Source organism: Streptomyces sp. PTY087I2 (genome assembly GCF_001687325.1).
In the GTDB taxonomy this organism is placed as follows: Bacteria; Actinomycetota; Actinomycetes; order Streptomycetales; family Streptomycetaceae; genus Streptomyces.
The window spans coordinates 1-17317 of sequence record NZ_LZRD01000026.1; the positions used below are offsets into that span (position 1 = coordinate 1).

Here is a 17317-nt window from a genome sequence, read left to right on the forward strand (position 1 = left end):
GCCCGGTCGTAGGCGCCCTCGTCCAGCTCCACTTCCGCGAGCCTGCGCCGCAGCGCCCCGGCGCGCGGCCGGGCCGCCGCCCCCAGGTGCCCCACGGCGAACCCCACATCGTGCGCCACCTGCTCCCGCTCCAGCGCCGCCGCGAGCGCGGGCACGGCACGGGCGTCGCCGAGGCGGGCCAGGGCCTTCACGGTGGAGCCGAGCCCGGGCGGCCCGCTGGCCCAGGTCCTCACCCAGCCCCCGGGATCGTCGGCCAGCCGGGCGGCCAGGGCGTCCGCGGCGGGCGCGGCGAGCCCGAACAGCTCCTCCAGCACATGGGACGCGGCCTCGGCGAGCCGGGGCTCGGGATCGGCCAGCTGCTCGCCGACGAGCACCACCAGCTCCTCGTAGGGGCCGCGCCAGGCCCGTATGAGCCCGCCGCTCATCCGTACGGCGTCGATGCGCTGACGGCGGTCGGGGCTGCGCAACTGGTCGGCGAGCAGCGCGGTGCGGTCGCCCACCCGGTCGTCGAGGCCGACGTGCAGGGTGCGCAGCAGATCCGCGGCCCAGGGGGCGCCGCGCCCGGCGTTCTCCTGGGCGGCCGCCGACCGCAACTGCCCGACGAGCGTCGGCGTCACGACGTGCTCACCCCGCGCGGCCTCCGCGGGGGCGACGGGTTCGGGCTCCACGGGCTCCGGTTCGTCGTCGTCCCGCGCGGCGATCCCCCCGGGAGAGGCACCCGCTCCCGGAGCGGCGCGCTCCTCCGGGCCGGCGGACTCCGCCGGCACCGACCGCATCTCGCGCAGCAGCCCCGAGACCACCGGCACCACATCGCCCGGCAGCCCGTCGGGGGAGCAGCGCGCCAGCTGGGCCAGGGCCGCGAGCCGCAGTCCCGGGGTGTCGGCCCGGGACGCCAGCAGGCCCAGCCACTTCCCGACCCGGTCCGCCAGCGGCCGGTGCCGCAGGGCGACCCGCCCGGCCGCCTCCACGAGGGCGAGCCGCACCTCCTCGTCGGGCTCCACCGGCAGCCGCTCCCGCAGCAGCGCGAGCACCCGCACCGGGTGCCGGTGCAACGTGGCCAGCGCCAGCGGGGCCGCCAGCCGCACCCCTGGGTCCTCGTCGGCGATCAGCTCGAAGAACACCCCGGCGCCCGCGGTCACCGCGGCCGCCGCCATCGCGTAGTTCGCGGCGCCCTCGATCTCGTCCTCGTCGATCTCCGCCTCGTCGTCCTCGTCGAGGTCGAAACCGCCGATGCTGGTGAGCAGTTCGACGACGCCGCCCCGGTCCTGCACCCCCGGATCCACGACCAGCTCGAACAGGAACGGGATGCACGCGAGCGTGCACGCGTACACATCGCCCTGGTGGTGCACCGCCCCGTACATGCCGTCGAGCGCGGCCTCCCGCTCCGCCGGATCGTCCGACGCGAGCCCCCGCAGGAGCTCCGGTACGTCGTCGGCCGGCCCGTAGGCATGCTCCATCGAGGCCCAGTCGACCTCGTCGATCCCCGAGAACACGCCATCCCCTCCCCACGATCACGACAGCGCCCGGACCCGGCGCACCGCATGGCGCACCCGGCCCGTCACACCCCTCCCGGCGCGCCCCGTAGAAAGCGCCTGCGCAGAGTGTGCACCACGGCTCCGACAATCCACCCGCCACTTGTGGCCTTTCCTCGCGCCCGTAACCAGGTCATGACCGGGTCAAGACGATCCGGCTGTGAGGTCGCTGTGAGGTCGCGGTGAAAGACCCCGGCGAGCCCGGAGCTTTGAGCGGGCCTCGGAGTGTCACGCGGGCAGCGGACGCGCCTGTTCCGGGTCGTTCAGCGGCGCGAGCAGATCGCCGTGCCGGTCCAGCCGGGCGGCCATGTCCCCGGCGCGGAACACCAGCGCCCCGGCCTCCCGGCACCCCGTGATCTCGTCCCAGGTCACGGGGGCCGAGACCGTGGGCTCGGGGCGGGCGCGCAGGGTGTAGGGCGTGGCGGTGGTCTTCGACGCGGAGTTCTGGCTGAAGTCGACGAACACCTTGCCCGGCCGCAGGGCGCGCTTCATCCGGTGCAGGGCCAGCGCCGGAAGGGCCTCCTCCGCCTCCATGGCCAGCCGCTTCGCGTACGCCGACACCTCGCCGGACGGCGTGGGCTCCAGCGGGACCAGCAGATGCAGCCCCTTGGACCCGGACGTCTTCCCGTACGTCGCCAGCCCGTCCGCCGCGAGCCGTTCCCGCAGCCAGAGCGCTACCGCGCAGCATTCCACGACGGTCGCGGGCGAGCCGGGATCCAGGTCGAAGACCATCCGGTCGGCGACCCCCGGCGCCTCGGTGCGCCACTGCGGCGTGTGGAACTCCACCACCAGGTTCGCCGCCCACATCAACGAGGCCAGATCGCCCACGACGACCTGCCGGGCACCCTGGTCCTCGCTGTGGGGGACGGGGGCGGTCTCCACCCAGGCGGGTGTACCGGGTGGCGGATTCTTGGTGAAGAAGAGCTGACCGCCCGGCCCGTCCGGATACCGCAGGAAGGACACGGGACGGTCGGCCAGCTGGGGCAGGATCACGCTGCCCACGGTGGCCGCGTAGTAGTGCAGCACCTCGCCCTTGGTCGTCCCCGTGGCCGGATACAGGACCTTGTCGAGATTGCTGAGCGAGACCCGTCGCCCCTCCACCTCGGTGATCGGCGTCATACGATAAGAGTCACACGAAACCCTCCAAAGCGTGCTTAGCGGTCAAAAGGGGTGAACGGTGAGGTCCATATGGAACGGCGCGATCTCCTTCGGGCTGGTCAGCATCCCGATCAAGCTGGTCAACGCCACCGAGAACCACTCGATCCACTTCCGGCAGATCCACCTCGCCGACGGTGGCCGGATCCGGTACCGCAAGGTCTGTGAACTGGACGAGGAAGAGGTCTCGGGCGGCGAGATCGGCAAGGCGTACGAGGACGCCGACGGCACGATGATCCCGATCACCGACGAGGATCTCGCCCAGCTCCCGCTGCCCACCGCGAAGACCATCGAGATCGTCGCCTTCGTGCCCGCGGACCAGATCGACCCGCTCCAGATGGACGCGGCGTACTACCTCTCCGCCAACGGCGTGCCTGCCGCGAAGCCGTACACCCTGCTCCGCGAGGCCCTCAAGCGCAGCAACAAGGTCGCCGTCGCCAAGTACGCCCTGCGCGGCCGCGAACGGCTCGGCATGCTCCGCGTCGTGGACGACGTGATCGCCATGCACGGACTGCTCTGGCCCGACGAGATCCGCGCCCCCGAGGGCGTCGCGCCGGAGGGCGACGTCACGGTCCGCGACGCCGAACTCGACCTGGCGGACGCCCTGATGGACACCCTCGGCGAGGTCGACATGGACAGCCTCCACGACGACTACCGGGAGGCGGTGGAGGAACTCATCGCCGCGAAGGCCTCCGGCGAGGCCGTGCGCCCGGCCGAGTCCGGGGACGCGGGCGGCGGCAAGGTCATCGACCTGATCGCGGCCCTGGAGAACAGCGTGCAGGCGGCGAAGAAGTCCCGGGGCGAGGAGGAGGGCGACGGCGAGGGCGACGGCGAGATGGCCGACGTACACCCCATCAAGAAGACGTCGGGGAAGTCGTCCACACGGTCCACGAAGAAGAGCACCGCGGCAGCGAAGAAGTCCACCCCCAAGTCCACCGGCGCGAAGAAGTCCACGTCGACGGCGAAGAAGACCACCGCGAAGAAGACGGCGGCGAAGAAGCAGACGTCGTCGAGCGGCGGCAGTGGGACGACGAAGAAGACGCCGTCATCCCGCAAACGCACCTCGGCCTGACAGGGCTGGCGCCCCCCCGGACCCCGCCCCCCGGACCCCCCGGACCCCGCCCCGGCTCCCCGCTGTCCGACGTCCCCCGTACGCTACGGCCCATGAGCGAAGAGGTCCCCTCGGGACGGGTGATCGACGGCCGTTTCACGCTGGTCGAGCGGCTCGGCAGCGGCGGCATGGGCATGGTCTGGCGGGCCCGCGACGAGGCGCTCCACCGCGATGTCGCGCTCAAGGAGGTACGGCCCCCGGACCCGGCGCTCGCGGAGTACGACCCCGAGGGCGCTCGCACCCTGCGCGCCCGGGTCCTGCGCGAGGCCCGTGCCCTGGCCCGGGTCGACCACCCCAACGTGGTCACCGTCCACCACATCGTCGACCCCGGCGAGGACGGCTACCCGTGGATCGTGATGGAGCTGGTGGCCGGCTCCTCCCTGCACGACCGGCTCGCCACCGGCCCCATGGCCCCCGCCGACGCCGCCGAGCTGGGGCGCGGCATCCTCTCCGCCCTCCGCGCCGCCCACGCGGCCGGAATCCAGCACCGTGACGTCAAGCCCGCCAACGTCCTGCTGCGCACCGACGGCCGCCCCGTCCTCACGGACTTCGGTATCGCCGCCATCCGCGAGTCGACCAGCCTCACCATGACGGGCGCCCTCATCGGCTCGCCCGACTACATAGCCCCCGAGCGCATCCGGGGCACGGAGGGCGACCCGTCCTCCGACCTCTGGTCGCTCGGCATGATGCTGTACGTCGCCGTCGAGGGCCGCCACCCGCTGCGCCGGGCCACCACCCTGGCCACGCTGGCCGCCGTGCTCGACGAGGAGATCCCACCGCCGGTACGGGCCGGGGCCCTCGCCCCGGTGCTGAGCGCGCTCCTCACGCGGGACATCCCGGACCGCCCGGACGCGGAGACCCTGGACCGGCTGCTGGCCGAGGCCGCACGGGGCGGCACGAGCACGCCCCCGCCCCCGACCCCCACGGAGCCGGTACGGGAACGCCCCGCCTCCGCGCACCCGGCCTCCGCAGGCCAGGGCCCCGCACACGCCGGATCCGTACACCCCGGGTCCGTACACGCAGCGCCCACACAGCCGTCCGCCACGCCACCGCCGAGACCGAGGCCCGAGACGGCACCCTCCGCACCCGCCACGCCCTACGCACCCTTCGGGTCACCCGCATCCGACCGAAAGCCTCCGACGCCCGGCGGGCCGGAAGACCGCGTTCCGACGGGTTACGCCACCCCGCCCCCCGCTTCCGACGACGCCGAGCGGGAGCGTGGCCGCCGGATCGAGCGCCGGGTCTGGAGGATCAGCGCCGCGTCGTCCGTCGTCTCGGCCGTGGTGATCGCGGGCACCATCCTCTGGACGACCGGAGCCTTCTCCTCCAAGGGCTCCGACAGCGACGACCGCCCGCGCGACCGGGCGAGCGCACCACAGGTCTCGGCCTCGGCGCCGACCCCGATCGCCGACGGATCCGACGAGAAGGACGTATCGGAGGCGGAGGCGGAGCCGGTGAACCTTCTGACCCCGGACGGGGTACGGGCCGCGATCAAGGCGCTGAAGCCGCTCATGGGCGGAACGAAGGTCACCGACTTCACCCTCTACGGCGAACACGCCTCCGCCGAGGCGCCGCTGAAGTCCAACGCCGCGCTGTACGACCGCTTCAGCTACCGCGACGGCCGGGCGAAGAACGACGACATGGGCGGCACCCTGATGTCCGGGGCCACGACGGTCGACCTGAACTCCGTCGACTGGGACGCGCTGCCCGCCCTGCTGAAGACGGCGGAGAAGACGCTCAACGTCGAGAACCCGGAGAGCAGTTACGTGATCGTGGATCCCGCGTCGCCCTTCCACGACGACCGCCCGGTGCTGCGCGTGTACGTCTCCGACTCGCACGGCGGCGCCTTCCTCACCGCCGAACTGGACGGCCGGGTCATCGAGAGGAACCCGCGCCCCAAGGGCTGAGGACCGGCTGGATCGGGTCGGGGAGCAACGGCAGATTCAGGTCGAACGGGCTCCGCTCGATGACGTACGTGCAACTGGTGTAGGTGTAGCCCGGCTGGACCCTCGTCCCGGAGGAGTAGCTGTCCACGCGGGCGGTCGCGCCCGTGCCGTGCTTGTAGAGGAAGTGGTACTCCCCGGCGGGGAGTTGGAGCCGGGCCTTCGGGTAGCTCCTGCCGCTCGCCTTGCAGGCTCGCCGCGGGCCTTCGGAAGCGCTGTACCGCTGGCAGCCGGCGCAGGCCCTCAGCGTGACGGTGCCGGTGACCGGACCGGTGTAGAGGACCTCGACCGTGTTCGGCGCGTCATTGCTGATGACCAGCTCCATCCGGGCGCCGCCGGGCCGCTTCGACGGCGGCAGCCGCTTGCCCGCGGCCGGCCGGTCGTCGGCTATCTCCGCGGCTATCGCGATGTTCCGCGCCTGCCCCGCCCGCCTGTCGCTCTTGTACGTCCGCGCGAAATCGGTCAGCGTCGTGCGTGCGGCGCCGAACTTCTCGTCCTTGAACTGGTCGACCCCGCAGGCGTACACCCCGTCCACGACACCCTTGTCGGCATCGGCGCGCAGCTTCTTCACGCTGTCGTCGGGAAGCCGGGAGGCGGTGGCGCCGAGGTCGCGCAGTACCTGGGTGGCCGCACATGGATCGGCGCCTTTCAAGGCCGCGACCTGGTCCTTGATCCGCTCGTCGATCGCGGGCGCGACCTGCCGCGCGGAGGCGGACTCGGGAAACGTACGCAACAACTGCCCCAGCTCGGCCCCGCCATCACCACCACTGCCGCCGGCACCCCCCGCCCCACCCAGACGCGAGACACCGCACGCGTACAGCGACTCGGCGAGCGGGGTGTCGGGCCAGGCGGCCAGATCACCCAGCAGCTTCTTGTCCACCGAGTCCGGCAGGGTCCGCAGATACGTCAACGGCGCGACGGCCTCGCAGTGCCGCTTCTTCGCGTACGGGGCGGAGACGGCGTCGTAGTACGCCTTCAGCCGGTCCGGTACGAGCTTCGCGGCCCGGGAGCCGGGGTGGTCCTCGCCGAGCGCGCGATAGACGCCGAGGGCCTTCCCGTACTCGTCCTTCGCCTCCCCGAAGTCCTGCCGCGACGCGGTGGCGACCCGCTCGTCCCCGGCCTCCAGCCGCTCCAGCAGCATCTGCTCCCGCGCCTCGTCCCGCGCGGAGCCGTACACCACGGCCCCACCGGCCGGCACGGCCAGCAGCGCCACACCAAGCCCGACCGCCAGCCCGGGCCGCCACGCCCCGCCCACCGCCGAACGCCGGGCGATCCGCCCCCCGTCGACGGCGGCGGCCACGAGGACGAGCAGATACCCGACGAGCACACCCGCGGGCACCCCGTCCGGATCGGCGGGCAACGCCACCCACAACAGCACCGCCGTGGCCACCCAGCACACCACGGCCCGCCCCCACCGCCCCACCAGGGCGTAACCGAGCCCGAGCCCGGTCAAGTTGAGCAACGCGACGGCGACGGCCCGCAACGACGCACCGGGCGGCGGCGGCCCGACGGACGGCGGGTGATAGGGCGGAGGGGGCACGGCCCCGTCGCCCCCGGCTCCGTACCCCGCAACGCCGTAACGATCACCGGACTCCATAACGGTCCCCCACCGCCGAGCCGAAAGGTCCCCGGGAATCTGCCCCGTTCCGCCACCGGTCACGCACGACCGCGGCAGCCTCTTCGTACGCCGGACCACCGCCGCCACGCCCCACCCCCTAAACTGACGAACGCCGCGACTGGCGCGCGCCCCGACAGGGGTGCTCCGTGGAACCGACCACGAGGAAGCGGCACACCCCGGGCGGGCCCGGGGCGTCATCTCCGGAGAGCCGTCCGCCTGGGCATCCGGGTCCATGCCGCGTACAGCGGCCGACCCGGAAGGACGCCTTCCATGACCACGCAGCCCACCACCGCCACCACGCCGGCGCACCCCGCCCTGGCCGTATCCGACCCGGAACTGGCCGCCCTGATCGGCGCGGAGGAGCGGCTCCAGGCCGACACCCTGCGCCTGATCCCCAGCGAGAACTACGTCTCCGCCGCCGTGCTCGAAGCCTCGGGCACCGTGCTCCAGAACAAGTACTCCGAGGGCTACCCCGGCAAGCGGTACTACGAGGGCCAGCAGATCATCGACCAGGTCGAGACACTGGCGATCCGCCGCGCCCAGGCCCTCTTCGGGATGGATCACGTCAACGTCCAGCCGTACTCCGGCTCCCCGGCCAACCTCGCCGCCTACCTGGCCTTCCTCCAGCCCGGGGACACCGTCCTCGGGATGTCCCTCCCGATGGGCGGCCACCTCACGCACGGCTGGGACGTCTCGGCCACCGGCCGCTGGTTCCGCGGCGTCCGGTACGGGGTCCGCCGCGACACCGGCCGGATCGACCTGGACGAGGTCCGCGACCTGGCCCTCGCCGAACGGCCCAGGCTCATCTTCTGCGGCGGTACGGCCGTTCCCCGCACGATCGACTTCGCGGGCTTCGCGGAGATCGCCCGGGAGGCGGGCGCCGTCCTGGTCGCGGACATCGCACACATCGCCGGCCTGATCGCGGGCGGCGCACACCCCTCGCCCGCCGGTCATGCCGACGTCGTCTCCACCACCACCCACAAGACCCTGCGCGGCCCGCGTGGCGCGATGCTGCTCTCCACCGCCGAACACGCCCGCGCCATCGACCGCGCGGTCTTCCCCGGCCTCCAGGGCGGCCCGCACAACCAGACCACGGCCGCCATCGCGGTCGCCCTCGGCGAGGCCGCCACCGCCGGCTTCTGCTCCTACGCCCACCAGGTCGTGGCCAACGCCCGTGCCCTGGGGGAGGAGTTGGCGGCCCGCGGCTTCGACCTGGTCTCCGGCGGCACCGACAACCACCTGCTGCTGATCGACCTCACGAACAAGGACGTCCCCGGCAAGACCGCGGCCAAGGCCCTCGACCGCGCGGGCATCGTCGTCAACTACAACACCGTCCCCTACGACCCCCGCAAGCCCTTCGACCCCTCCGGCATCCGCATCGGCACCCCGGCCCTCACGTCCCGGGGCGTCCCCGCCTCCGCGATGGGCACGGTCGCCACCTGGATCACCACAGCGGTCGAGGCGGCACGCACGGGCGACGAGGCAGCGATCAGGAAGGTACGCGAAGAGGTGAAGGAGCTGATGGACGCCTGTCCGGCACCGGGGCTGCCGGTCGGCTGACGAGGCACTCTGCGCGCCTTCTTCACCTGATCTCCGCCGCTCCAACTCCCCTCTGTGGCACCGTTGGTCGACTGATGCCCGGGTGTCCGGGCATCCGCGTAGGGGGGACTTCCATGCGACTTCGTACCGCCGCGGCCTCGGCCGCCCTCGTCCTGTGCGCCACGGCGGGTCTCGCGGCCTGTTCGTCCTCGCCGGACACCGCGGACGCCGAGCGGTCCACCACCCGCACCGGGCCGGCGTCCGTGGAGGGGCTGGCGGAGAAGATGGAGACGGGCGAGCGTCAGACGGGTGCGCCCGAGTTGAACGGGCAGAGTGTGGCGGGTCCGGAGAAGTGCGCGCGTTCCGCCGCTGACATTCCGGCGGAGTGCGCCGTCGACCCCTCGTTCGCCGAAGTCACCGAGGGGGAGCGGGCCTCCGGGCCGCCCACTTTGCCGTAGGCGTTCAGCCCGTCAGTGGGTGAGAGCCGGAGCAGGAGGGCGGGCACACAGCGGTGTGCCCGCCCTCCTTTTCTGCCTTCTCTGCCTTTTCTGTGTGTCGCACCGTCTGCTGCGCCCCTGCGAACCGCCGGATCAGGGGCACCATGAATCACTCGCGTCACAGGGACCCCTTCCTTCCGTCACAGCGATCTCTTAGTCTCACATCCTGTTCACATTTGATAATTGATGATCTCGCCACTGAGATCAGGCGCGGGGGTAGTGAAGCATGCGTGAAAACTGGCGCTCGAAGTTGAGCGTGCTCGCCGGGGCGTCGGCACTCGCCCTCTCGGCCGTCACCGCGACGCCGGCGCTCGCCGACGACGCCCCGGAGACCCCTGTGGAAGTCCAGCTGCCCGCCGACGTGAAGATCGTCGAAGGCATCGCCACGGAACCCGGCACGGAGATCCCCTTCCCGGTGGACGAGGACGAGACGACGGGACCGGCGGGCGCGATGGCCGCCAAGGCCGCCCCGCCGTCGAACACCTGCCTGGGCGCGACCGCCGCCTACGGCTCCAGCGGGTGTTTCCAGCACAACGGTGACATCGTCTGGGCGGGCGACACCAAGAAGGACGGCATGTCTGCGGCCGTCGGGGTCTACACCGACTACGGGCGTGCCGAGGAGGTCTGCGTCAACAAGCTCGGCGTGAACACCTGGGCGACCTGCAACAAGGACTACCGCGAGACCGGCAACGTACGCCTGCGCGTCCTGCGCTACGACGGCGACACCGGCAAGTTCTATCAGCCCGAGTCCTGGTCCGGCTGGATCCCGGTCGACGGCAAGTACTGACCACCCCTTGGTGAGGGCGAGCCGGGCCGCGTTCGGTCCGCCCTCACGAGGCAGGTACGGATGCCGGTGGGAGCAGGCGCTCGAAGCAGAGGGAGTCCGGCACCCGCGCGTACGCACCGAAGTTGGGGATCCGCCGGTACCCGGAGCGGGTGTAGAAGCGGACGGCGTCGGGCTGCGCGGGGCCGGTTTCCAGCCGCAGCCGGGTCCAGCCCCTGGCCTGTGCCCACTGCTCCAGCGCCGTCAGGACGGCGGCAGCCACACCGGTGCCGCGCCGGTCCGGCACCACGAACATCCGCTTGACCTCGCCCGACTCCGTGTCCAGGGCGCGCAGCCCGCCGCAGCCGACGGGGGTCCCGTCGGCCGCCCGGGCCACGACGAACACCGCGATGTCCGACGCGGAAGGCGCGCTGCCCGACTCACTGTCGGGGGTCCCGTACCGCTCGGCCATCTCGGCGCGCTGCCGGGCGCGCAGCATCACGGCGTCGGGGTGGTCCCAGGCGACGGGTTCGATGTGCATGCGACGATTCTCCCCCTTCTTTTCGGGAGTCGACGAACGGGAGTTGACGAAGTCGGCGGGGACGTGACGTCGTCGGGTACGGAGTGTGTCGCCTCCCGCGTCCCGTCCCTAGCCTCGAGGAATGATCAGTGCTGAAGCCGGTCGCGTGCTCGCCGACCTCGCCGCGGAGGGGGTGTACCCCTGGTTGGTCTGGAACGACACGCGTCCTCCCGGCCCCGAGGTCGCCCGGCAGGGGTGGCGGGGCATGCGCATGTCGCCCAGCGCGCCACTCGCCGCGGTGCGGGCCGCCTGCGACGTGCTGCGCGACGTCGACGGATTCGTGAGCATGCCGGCGGGGGCGCCGACCGGCGGCCGCGAGGCGTCGGCGGGCGACTGGATGGCGTCGGCCCGGGTCCTGCGCGGCGGGGTCGACCGGCCGAATCTGCTGGTGGGCCTGCCGGCTGACGGTACCGGGATCCGGGCGCTGGCCGGATGCCTGGAGGAAGGCATCTCGGTCGACTCCTCGCCCTGCTACACGGTCGAGCAGTACGCAGAGGTGCTCGACGCCCAACTCGCGGGCCTGGAGACGGCGTTGTCGGGCGGCGTCGACCCGGGCGCGCTGGCGGTGGCCGCCTCGTGCGCCGTCGGGGTCCTCGACGCCGAGGTCGACGTACGGCTCACGCGGCTGGCGGGCGGGGGGCCGCACGCCCTGCACGGTACGGCGGGGCCCGCCACCGCCCAGCTGATCTACCGGCTGAGGGAGAAACGGCTGGCGGGGGAGCGGTGGCGGGCCCTGAGCGGGGCGGGGGCCCGCCTGCCGAAGCTCGTGTGGACGGATACGGGCTCCGGGCACATCCCGGCGCTGGTCGGCTGGAACACCGCGCACGCGCTCACCGCGGAGACGGCCGAGACGGCGGCCGTCGAGGGCGGTCTGCGCGGAGACACCCTGCTGGGCTGTGACGCTCCGGCCGCCCGTGCCCTGGACGCCCTGGCCGGGCAGGGCGTCCAGGTGGCGGCGGTCGGCGCGGAACTGCTGCGCCGCCACCGACGGGGCGTGTCCGGCGGATCTTGACCGGGTCCGCGCCCGCCGGACACGCCCTAACAGGCGGGCACCGCGGAGTTGCTGCGCCGCCATCGTTAACGGGCGGGCACCGCGTGCCGCTCCGGCACGGGCGGCAGTTCCTTGGCGGGCGGCGCGGGCGCGTGCCGCTCCGGCACGGGCGCCGGCTCCCCGGCGGTCTGCGCTGACAGGGATGCGCGCTCCGGGAAGGCCGCGCCGGTCAGGGCGAGGAGAGGGGCGGCCTTGACCGCCGTCTCCTCGAACTCCGCCGCCGCGTCCGAGAGCGCCACGATCGCCCCGCCCACCCCGTACCGCACCCGGCCGGGCGTGACCACAGCCGTACGGATGACGATGCTGAAGTCGGCCGCGCCGGAGAGCGACACATAGCCGATCGCCCCGGAGTACACCCCGCGCGGGCCGCCTTCGAGACGGTCGATGATCCGCATGGTGCGGACCTTGGGCGCGCCCGTCATGGAGCCGCCGGGGAAGGCCGCGCGCAGGCATCGCACGGGGGTGCTGTCCGGGCGGAGGCGGGCGGTCACGGTACTGACGAGCTGGTGGACGGTCGCGTACGTCTCCACCCGGAAGATGTCGTCGGCCCGGACGGAGCCGACCTCCGCGCACCGGCCGAGATCGTTGCGTACGAGATCCACGATCATCAGGTTCTCGGCCAGGTCCTTCTCGTCGGTGAGCAGGCTCGCGGCGAGGGCGGCGTCCTCGGCGGGGGTGGTGCCGCGCGGGCGGGTGCCCTTGATCGGGCTGGACTCGATCAGGCCCTCCGCGGAGATGCGCAGGAACCGCTCGGGCGAGGTGGAGAGCACCGACACGTCCCCGAAGCCCAGCAGGGCGCCGAACGGGGCGGGGCTGGTGCGGCGCAGGAGACGGTACGCCTCCCACGGATCGACGGTGCCGTCGGCCTCGGCCATGTTGGTCAGGCAGATCTCGTAGCTCTCGCCGGCCGCGATCTCCTCGTGGCACGTGGCGATCAGGTCGAGATAGGCGGCGCGGCCGTGACGCAGCCGGATCTCCGCGGAGCCGGCGGGAGCGGCGGGGGGAGGTGCCGGGGCCGCCCCGGACAGAGCCGAGAGCCGGGAGCGGGTCTGCTCCAGCCAGGCGCGGGCGGCCTCCTCCCCGTCCTCCTCGCGTCCGGTGCCGGGCTCGGCGAGCGCGAGCAGATGGGTGGTGCCGGTGAGGTGGTCGACGACCAGGGCGCGGTCCGCGAAGACCATGACGGCGTCCGGTTCCTCGGAGCGGTGGACGGCGTCGCCGCCGCACTCGGCCTTCAGCTCGTAACCGAGGTAGCCCGTCCAGCCCAGGGCGAAGTCGCAGGGCAGCGACGGTACGTCGGTGTCGAGCGCGGCGCAGTCACGGTCCAGCCACGCGAGAAAGCCGCTGCGGACGGTCTCCGGCGATCCCGGACCGTTCGACCGTACGGTGACCGTTCCGGCGGACACGTCGGCGGTCGCCACCCTGGCGAGCGGACCCGAGGCGTCGCCCATGATCGAGAACCGGCCGCTGCTGCCGCCGTCGTGGCGGCTGCTGTCCAGCCAGAACGCGTGGTCGCCGCCGCGGAACAGCCGGTCGTAGACCGTCTCGTCGTCGCAGCCTGTCGGCACCTCCGCGGTCAGTACCCGCAGGGAGCGCCGGGGGAGGGGCGGGAGGGGGCGCGGTTCGGCCGGGTCCTGGCGGGCGACGGGCGCCGGGGCCGCGCCGTGCAGGAGGACCCTCGCGCGGGTACGGCTCGGGTGGTCCCGGGTCAAGCGGTCGAAGTTGGCGAGCAGTTCATGACCGTACCGGGTGCGTATCGACTCCGGGTGGAACTGCACCCCCCACTGCGGGCGGTCCCGGTGGCGCAGTCCCATCACCACACCGTCCGGCGTCCACGCCGTGACCTCCAGCTCCTCGGGCAGGTCGGTGACAGTCAGCGAGTGGTAGCGCACCGCCTCGAACGGGGACGGCAGCCCGGCGAACAGGCCCTGCGACTCGTGCAGTACGGACGAGGTGCGGCCGTGCCGGGGTTCCGGGGCCCTGCTCACGCGCGCTCCCCGGGAGAGGCCGAGGCCCTGGTGCCCCAGGCAGATCCCCAGCAGCGGAAGGGGAGAACGGTCGATGATCTCCGCGGAGATGCCGAAGTCGGCGGAGCGAGCGGGGTGGCCGGGGCCGGGCGATATGACGACGTTGTCGAACCCTTCCAGCAGGGACGGATGCCACGACGGGTCGTCGTTGCGGACGACGACCGGCTCCTGGCCGCCCACCCGGGCCAGGAAATGGAAGAGGTTGTAGGTGAAGGAGTCGTAGTTGTCGACGAGCAGCGAACGCATGACGGTGTCTGATTTCCCTCGCTCGAGGCCTGCGGACAGGGGATGCGTGTCTCTCCGGGGCGCGCCGGTTCAGGCGCGGCGGGGGCGCGCGGCGGGAAGGATCTGGAACAGGATGTGCTCGACCAGGTCGTTGCCGTACTCGCCCTCCCGGACGGGGCAGACGGCGAGGGTGCGCAGCTCGCGGCCGCTCTCCGCGGCGATGCGGTGGAGCAGGCCGACGTCGCCCCGGCTGCTGAAGTGCAGCAGGGCCGCGCCCCCCTCGGTGGTCCGGCGCGGTGCCTCCTCCAGGTAGCGCCGGTGGGCCTGGTAGCCGGTGTCGACGTACGCGCGCTCGTGGACCGACTCGTAGACGTAGTCGGCGGGGCCGAGGACGTAGTTCGAGCTCCAGAAGACCGTGTCGAAGCGCTCCCCGTCGTCCAGCCCGCCGAACAGGTCGCCGCACACCGCTCTCAACCGGTCCTGCACGCCGTGCCGTTCGGCGTTCCGCACGGTGTTCTCCACCGCCTGGGGGCTGATGTCGCTCGCCACCACCGGACCGTGGGCCGCCAGGGCCGCGGTCACGGCGATGACTCCGGCGCCGCAGCCGATCTCCAGGAACGAGCCCCGCCCGCCGGACACGCCCGGGACAGGGGCGGTGGTGACCGCCGCCTCCGGGGAACCCGTCTCCGCCGGATGCGGGTCGTTGAGTCCCAGGAAGTCCAGGCCCACACCGGTCGAGGGCGAGAACACCGGGGCGAAGACCTCGTCCAGCAGATCCCACTCCCGGCCCCCGAGGACGAAGGTGCGGGGCCGGTCGGCCCGGGTCAGCGACTGGCGGCTGCGCTCCAGGGACCTGGTGAAACTTCGCACCCGGTGCGCCTCGGCCCGGGGTGCGGAGACGACGGATGCGACGGGTTCGGCTGACACGGGACCCCACCTCTTCCTCGACGAAGGCGCTACTCTCTGCAACGCCTGCATGCACAGCGTTGTCCGCCGTCGGTGCCTGCCGGAAGGTGACGCGACGACACCGTCCGCCCGGCGGGGTGGTGATCTCGTCACCCGTGACCGCTGTGACCTCCGGTGACGACGGTCAAGTGGTGTTGACCACCTGATGAGATGTGGATTACGTTCCTCGAGGCCTCTATGGGGGAAGGGCCCGATATGGCCTGTGCCTGACGAGGAATTGCGGCCTCCTGGGAGGGGACCACGTCATGTCGCCCGATGCGGACGACTCGCTCGACGGCCACGCCCTGAGCATGCTGGAACTGCTGGCGCAGGAGGCCCCGGCGGAGCGGTTCGAGGAACCGGTACGTCGCGCCGCGGCGGACGGTGTCCCGGCGGACGCCCTCGCCCGCCTCAACGAGGCCAAGGACCACGCGCTGAGCGTGCGCCAGTTGTTCGGCCGGCGCCAGCAGCGGGAGGCGGGACTGTCCGCCCTGGTGGACACCGCCCGTGACCTGACGCTCCCGTACAACCTGGACGCCCTGCTCAAGGTGATCACCCGGCGGGCCCGGCTGCTGCTCGGTCTCGACATGTCCTGGGTGAGCCTGCACGACTCGGCCGGCGAGCTGTCCCGCGTACGCGCCGCCGACGGCAACGCTTCGGCGATCACCGTCGGTTTCGAGGTGCCGAGCGACGGCGGCGTCGGCAGACAGGCCCGGCAGGGCTCCGCCCCCTTCTGGACCCCGGACTACTTACGCGACGAGTCCTTCGAGCACGCCGCGGTCATCGACGACGTCGTGCGGGTCGAAGGGCTCCGGGCCATCGTGGCCGTTCCGCTGCGCCACGCGGACTCCTCGTTCGGTGTCCTCTACGCCGCCGACCGCAACGTCCGGCACTTCGTGCCCGACGAGATATCCCTCATGAGCTCGCTGGCCGACCTCGCGGCCGTCGCCATCGAACGGACCAGCCTGCTGGAGCAGGCGCGGAGCGAGGCCACCGAGCTGGCGGAGGACACCAGCCGGGCCTGGGGCCGCTCGGCCGCCGCCACCCGACTGCACGGCATCCACAGCGACTTGATCGACCTGATCCTCCAGGGAGGCGACCTGCACACCCTGCTCGGGCGGGCGGCCGGCGAACTCGACGCGGAACTGATGGTCCGGGACGCGGTCGGCAAGGACCTGGAGCGGACCGCGGGATTCCCGGAGCCCGGCGCCGGCCGGGCGCGCGGTGATGCATCGGCCGCGCCGGAACCGTCCGCCGGGCGCGGGCGCTTACCCGTGGACGAGGCCACGCTCGTGCGGGCCTGCCTGGACTCCTACGCGCGTAGGGAGCCGATCCGCTGCGAGAGCACGGCGGACGACGGCACCGAGGTGTGGGTCCACGCGGTGACCGGCGGCTCGGAGCATCTGGGCACCCTCGTCGTCCACCGCAAGGGGCCGGTCGAGGACGACCGGCGACGGCTGATGGCGCTCACCGCCCAGACGGTCGCCGTTCTCATGCTCATGCAGCGCAGCACCGTGGTGGCCGAGGCACATGTCCGCGACGACTTCTTCCACGAGCTGCTCGCCTCCCAGCTCTCCCCGGAGCAACTGGCGACCCGTGCCCGCCGGCTCGGCGTCAACCTCGCCCAGCCGCACGTCGTCGTGGTGGCCCGCCCCGAAGGCGGCGCGCAGGGCCGGGCCGTCGTATGGGCCTCGTCCTACGTGCACCAGCGGTCGGGACTGAAGTACGTCGACGGGGAGCACATCGTGCTGCTGGTGCCGGGCGACGACGCCACCGCTGCCGGGCGGACGGTGTCCCGGGAACTGTCCGTGGTGCTCGCCCACCCCGTCACCGCGGGAGCCGCCGGACCGGTCACCGCTCTGGGAGCCGTACGGAGCACCTACGAGGAGGCCCAGCGCTGCCTGGACGCGCTGACCGCTCTGGGCAGCACGGGTGGCGCCGCCTCCCCGCGTGAACTCGGGTTCCTGGGGCTGCTGTTGTCGGACCGGCATGACGTGGGCGGCTTCATCGCCTCGACCCTGGGCCCCGTGCTGGACTACGACAGTCAGCAGGCGACCGAGCTGCTCCGGACCCTGGAGGAGTACTTCACATCGGGCAACAGCCCGACCAGGGCCGCCGAGACGCTGCACGTCCACCCCAACACCGTTTCACGGCGCCTGGAACGCATCACGTACCTGCTTGGCAGCGACTGGCAGGAGCCGGCCCGCGCCCTGGAGGTGCAACTCGCCCTGCGTCTGCAACGCGCCCGCCAAGTCCTGGAGCCCGACGGCGGACCGCCCTCCCGTCCGGGCCCGTGAGCACCGTGACGGCACCGGCGCGGCCTGCCGCGGTACG

General features: G+C 72.7%; 13 protein-coding genes. 7 read left to right on the plus strand and 6 right to left on the minus strand.

The features are described from left to right. On the minus strand, positions 1-1493 hold a 1493-nt coding region (locus A3Q37_RS26875; protein WP_065488208.1), incomplete at its 3' end, for a PBS lyase. A 267-nt stretch (positions 1494-1760) separates the two neighbouring features. After that, on the minus strand, positions 1761-2651 hold the full coding sequence (gene ligD / locus A3Q37_RS26880; protein ID WP_065488209.1) for a non-homologous end-joining DNA ligase: 891 nt from the start codon (positions 2649-2651) through the stop codon (positions 1761-1763). Positions 2652-2709: 58 nt separating this feature from the next. Between ligD and A3Q37_RS26885 the strand changes: the two genes are divergently transcribed. Both A3Q37_RS26885 and A3Q37_RS26890 read left to right on the plus strand, forming a co-directional pair. Then, positions 2710-3759 (plus strand): Ku protein, encoded by a 1050-nt coding sequence (locus tag A3Q37_RS26885; RefSeq protein WP_065488210.1) that lies wholly within the window; start codon positions 2710-2712, stop codon positions 3757-3759. Between the two features lie 92 nt (positions 3760-3851). Continuing rightward, positions 3852-5705: a serine/threonine-protein kinase gene (locus A3Q37_RS26890; RefSeq protein WP_255311960.1), complete on the plus strand. Its 1854-nt coding sequence runs from the start codon at positions 3852-3854 to the stop codon at positions 5703-5705. On the opposite strand, the gene A3Q37_RS26895 is transcribed toward A3Q37_RS26890, so the two are convergent. After that, positions 5674-7338 (minus strand): hypothetical protein, encoded by a 1665-nt coding sequence (locus A3Q37_RS26895; protein ID WP_255311961.1) that lies wholly within the window; start codon positions 7336-7338, stop codon positions 5674-5676. The genes A3Q37_RS26890 and A3Q37_RS26895 overlap by 32 nt on opposite strands. 291 nt (positions 7339-7629) lie before the next feature. Between A3Q37_RS26895 and glyA the strand changes: the two genes are divergently transcribed. The 3 genes from glyA (at position 7630) to A3Q37_RS26910 (ending at position 10182) form a co-directional block, all read left to right on the plus strand. Continuing rightward, positions 7630-8919: a serine hydroxymethyltransferase gene (gene glyA / locus A3Q37_RS26900; protein WP_065488213.1), complete on the plus strand. Its 1290-nt coding sequence runs from the start codon at positions 7630-7632 to the stop codon at positions 8917-8919. A gap of 113 nt (positions 8920-9032) precedes the next feature. Then, complete coding sequence (locus A3Q37_RS26905; RefSeq protein ID WP_065488214.1) at positions 9033-9356, plus strand: hypothetical protein; 324 nt, start codon at positions 9033-9035, stop codon at positions 9354-9356. Between the two features lie 265 nt (positions 9357-9621). After that, positions 9622-10182, plus strand: coding sequence for a hypothetical protein (locus A3Q37_RS26910; RefSeq protein WP_065488215.1), 561 nt, complete (start codon positions 9622-9624; stop codon positions 10180-10182). A 43-nt stretch (positions 10183-10225) separates the two neighbouring features. Here A3Q37_RS26910 and A3Q37_RS26915 read toward each other — a convergent pair whose 3' ends face one another. Continuing rightward, positions 10226-10699, minus strand: coding sequence for a GNAT family N-acetyltransferase (locus tag A3Q37_RS26915; protein WP_065488216.1), 474 nt, complete (start codon positions 10697-10699; stop codon positions 10226-10228). Positions 10700-10820: 121 nt separating this feature from the next. On the opposite strand from A3Q37_RS26915, the gene A3Q37_RS26920 reads away from it, so the two are divergent. Then, positions 10821-11750, plus strand: coding sequence for a transaldolase family protein (locus A3Q37_RS26920; protein WP_107471597.1), 930 nt, complete (start codon positions 10821-10823; stop codon positions 11748-11750). 65 nt (positions 11751-11815) lie between these two features. Here the strand turns inward: A3Q37_RS26920 and pabB are convergent, their stop codons facing one another. After that, positions 11816-14059, minus strand: a complete 2244-nt coding sequence (pabB, locus tag A3Q37_RS26925) for an aminodeoxychorismate synthase component I (protein WP_079138007.1) — start codon at positions 14057-14059, stop codon at positions 11816-11818. A 69-nt stretch (positions 14060-14128) separates the two neighbouring features. Further along, complete coding sequence (locus A3Q37_RS26930) at positions 14129-14965, minus strand: methyltransferase domain-containing protein (RefSeq protein WP_255311962.1); 837 nt, start codon at positions 14963-14965, stop codon at positions 14129-14131. A 284-nt stretch (positions 14966-15249) separates the two neighbouring features. Between A3Q37_RS26930 and A3Q37_RS26935 the strand changes: the two genes are divergently transcribed. Further along, entirely contained in the window at positions 15250-17280 is a 2031-nt protein-coding gene (locus A3Q37_RS26935; protein WP_065488218.1) for a helix-turn-helix domain-containing protein, read from the plus strand. Positions 17281-17317: the final 37 nt, after the last annotated feature.

What these genes read in the sequence shown, in the direction of transcription:
- A3Q37_RS26895 (WP_255311961.1), bottom strand. Translation starts at nt 7,338, where the DNA reads ATGGAGTCCGGTGATCGTTACGGCGTTGCGGGGTACGGAGCCGGGGGC.
- A3Q37_RS26890 (WP_255311960.1), top strand. Translation starts at nt 3,852, where the DNA reads ATGAGCGAAGAGGTCCCCTCGGGACGGGTGATCGACGGCCGTTTCACG.
- pabB (WP_079138007.1), bottom strand. Translation starts at nt 14,059, where the DNA reads ATGCGTTCGCTGCTCGTCGACAACTACGACTCCTTCACCTACAACCTC.
- glyA (WP_065488213.1), top strand. Translation starts at nt 7,630, where the DNA reads ATGACCACGCAGCCCACCACCGCCACCACGCCGGCGCACCCCGCCCTG.
- A3Q37_RS26935 (WP_065488218.1), top strand. Translation starts at nt 15,250, where the DNA reads ATGTCGCCCGATGCGGACGACTCGCTCGACGGCCACGCCCTGAGCATG.
- A3Q37_RS26920 (WP_107471597.1), top strand. Translation starts at nt 10,821, where the DNA reads ATGATCAGTGCTGAAGCCGGTCGCGTGCTCGCCGACCTCGCCGCGGAG.
- ligD (WP_065488209.1), bottom strand. Translation starts at nt 2,651, where the DNA reads ATGACGCCGATCACCGAGGTGGAGGGGCGACGGGTCTCGCTCAGCAAT.
- A3Q37_RS26910 (WP_065488215.1), top strand. Translation starts at nt 9,622, where the DNA reads ATGCGTGAAAACTGGCGCTCGAAGTTGAGCGTGCTCGCCGGGGCGTCG.
- A3Q37_RS26905 (WP_065488214.1), top strand. Translation starts at nt 9,033, where the DNA reads ATGCGACTTCGTACCGCCGCGGCCTCGGCCGCCCTCGTCCTGTGCGCC.
- A3Q37_RS26915 (WP_065488216.1), bottom strand. Translation starts at nt 10,699, where the DNA reads ATGCACATCGAACCCGTCGCCTGGGACCACCCCGACGCCGTGATGCTG.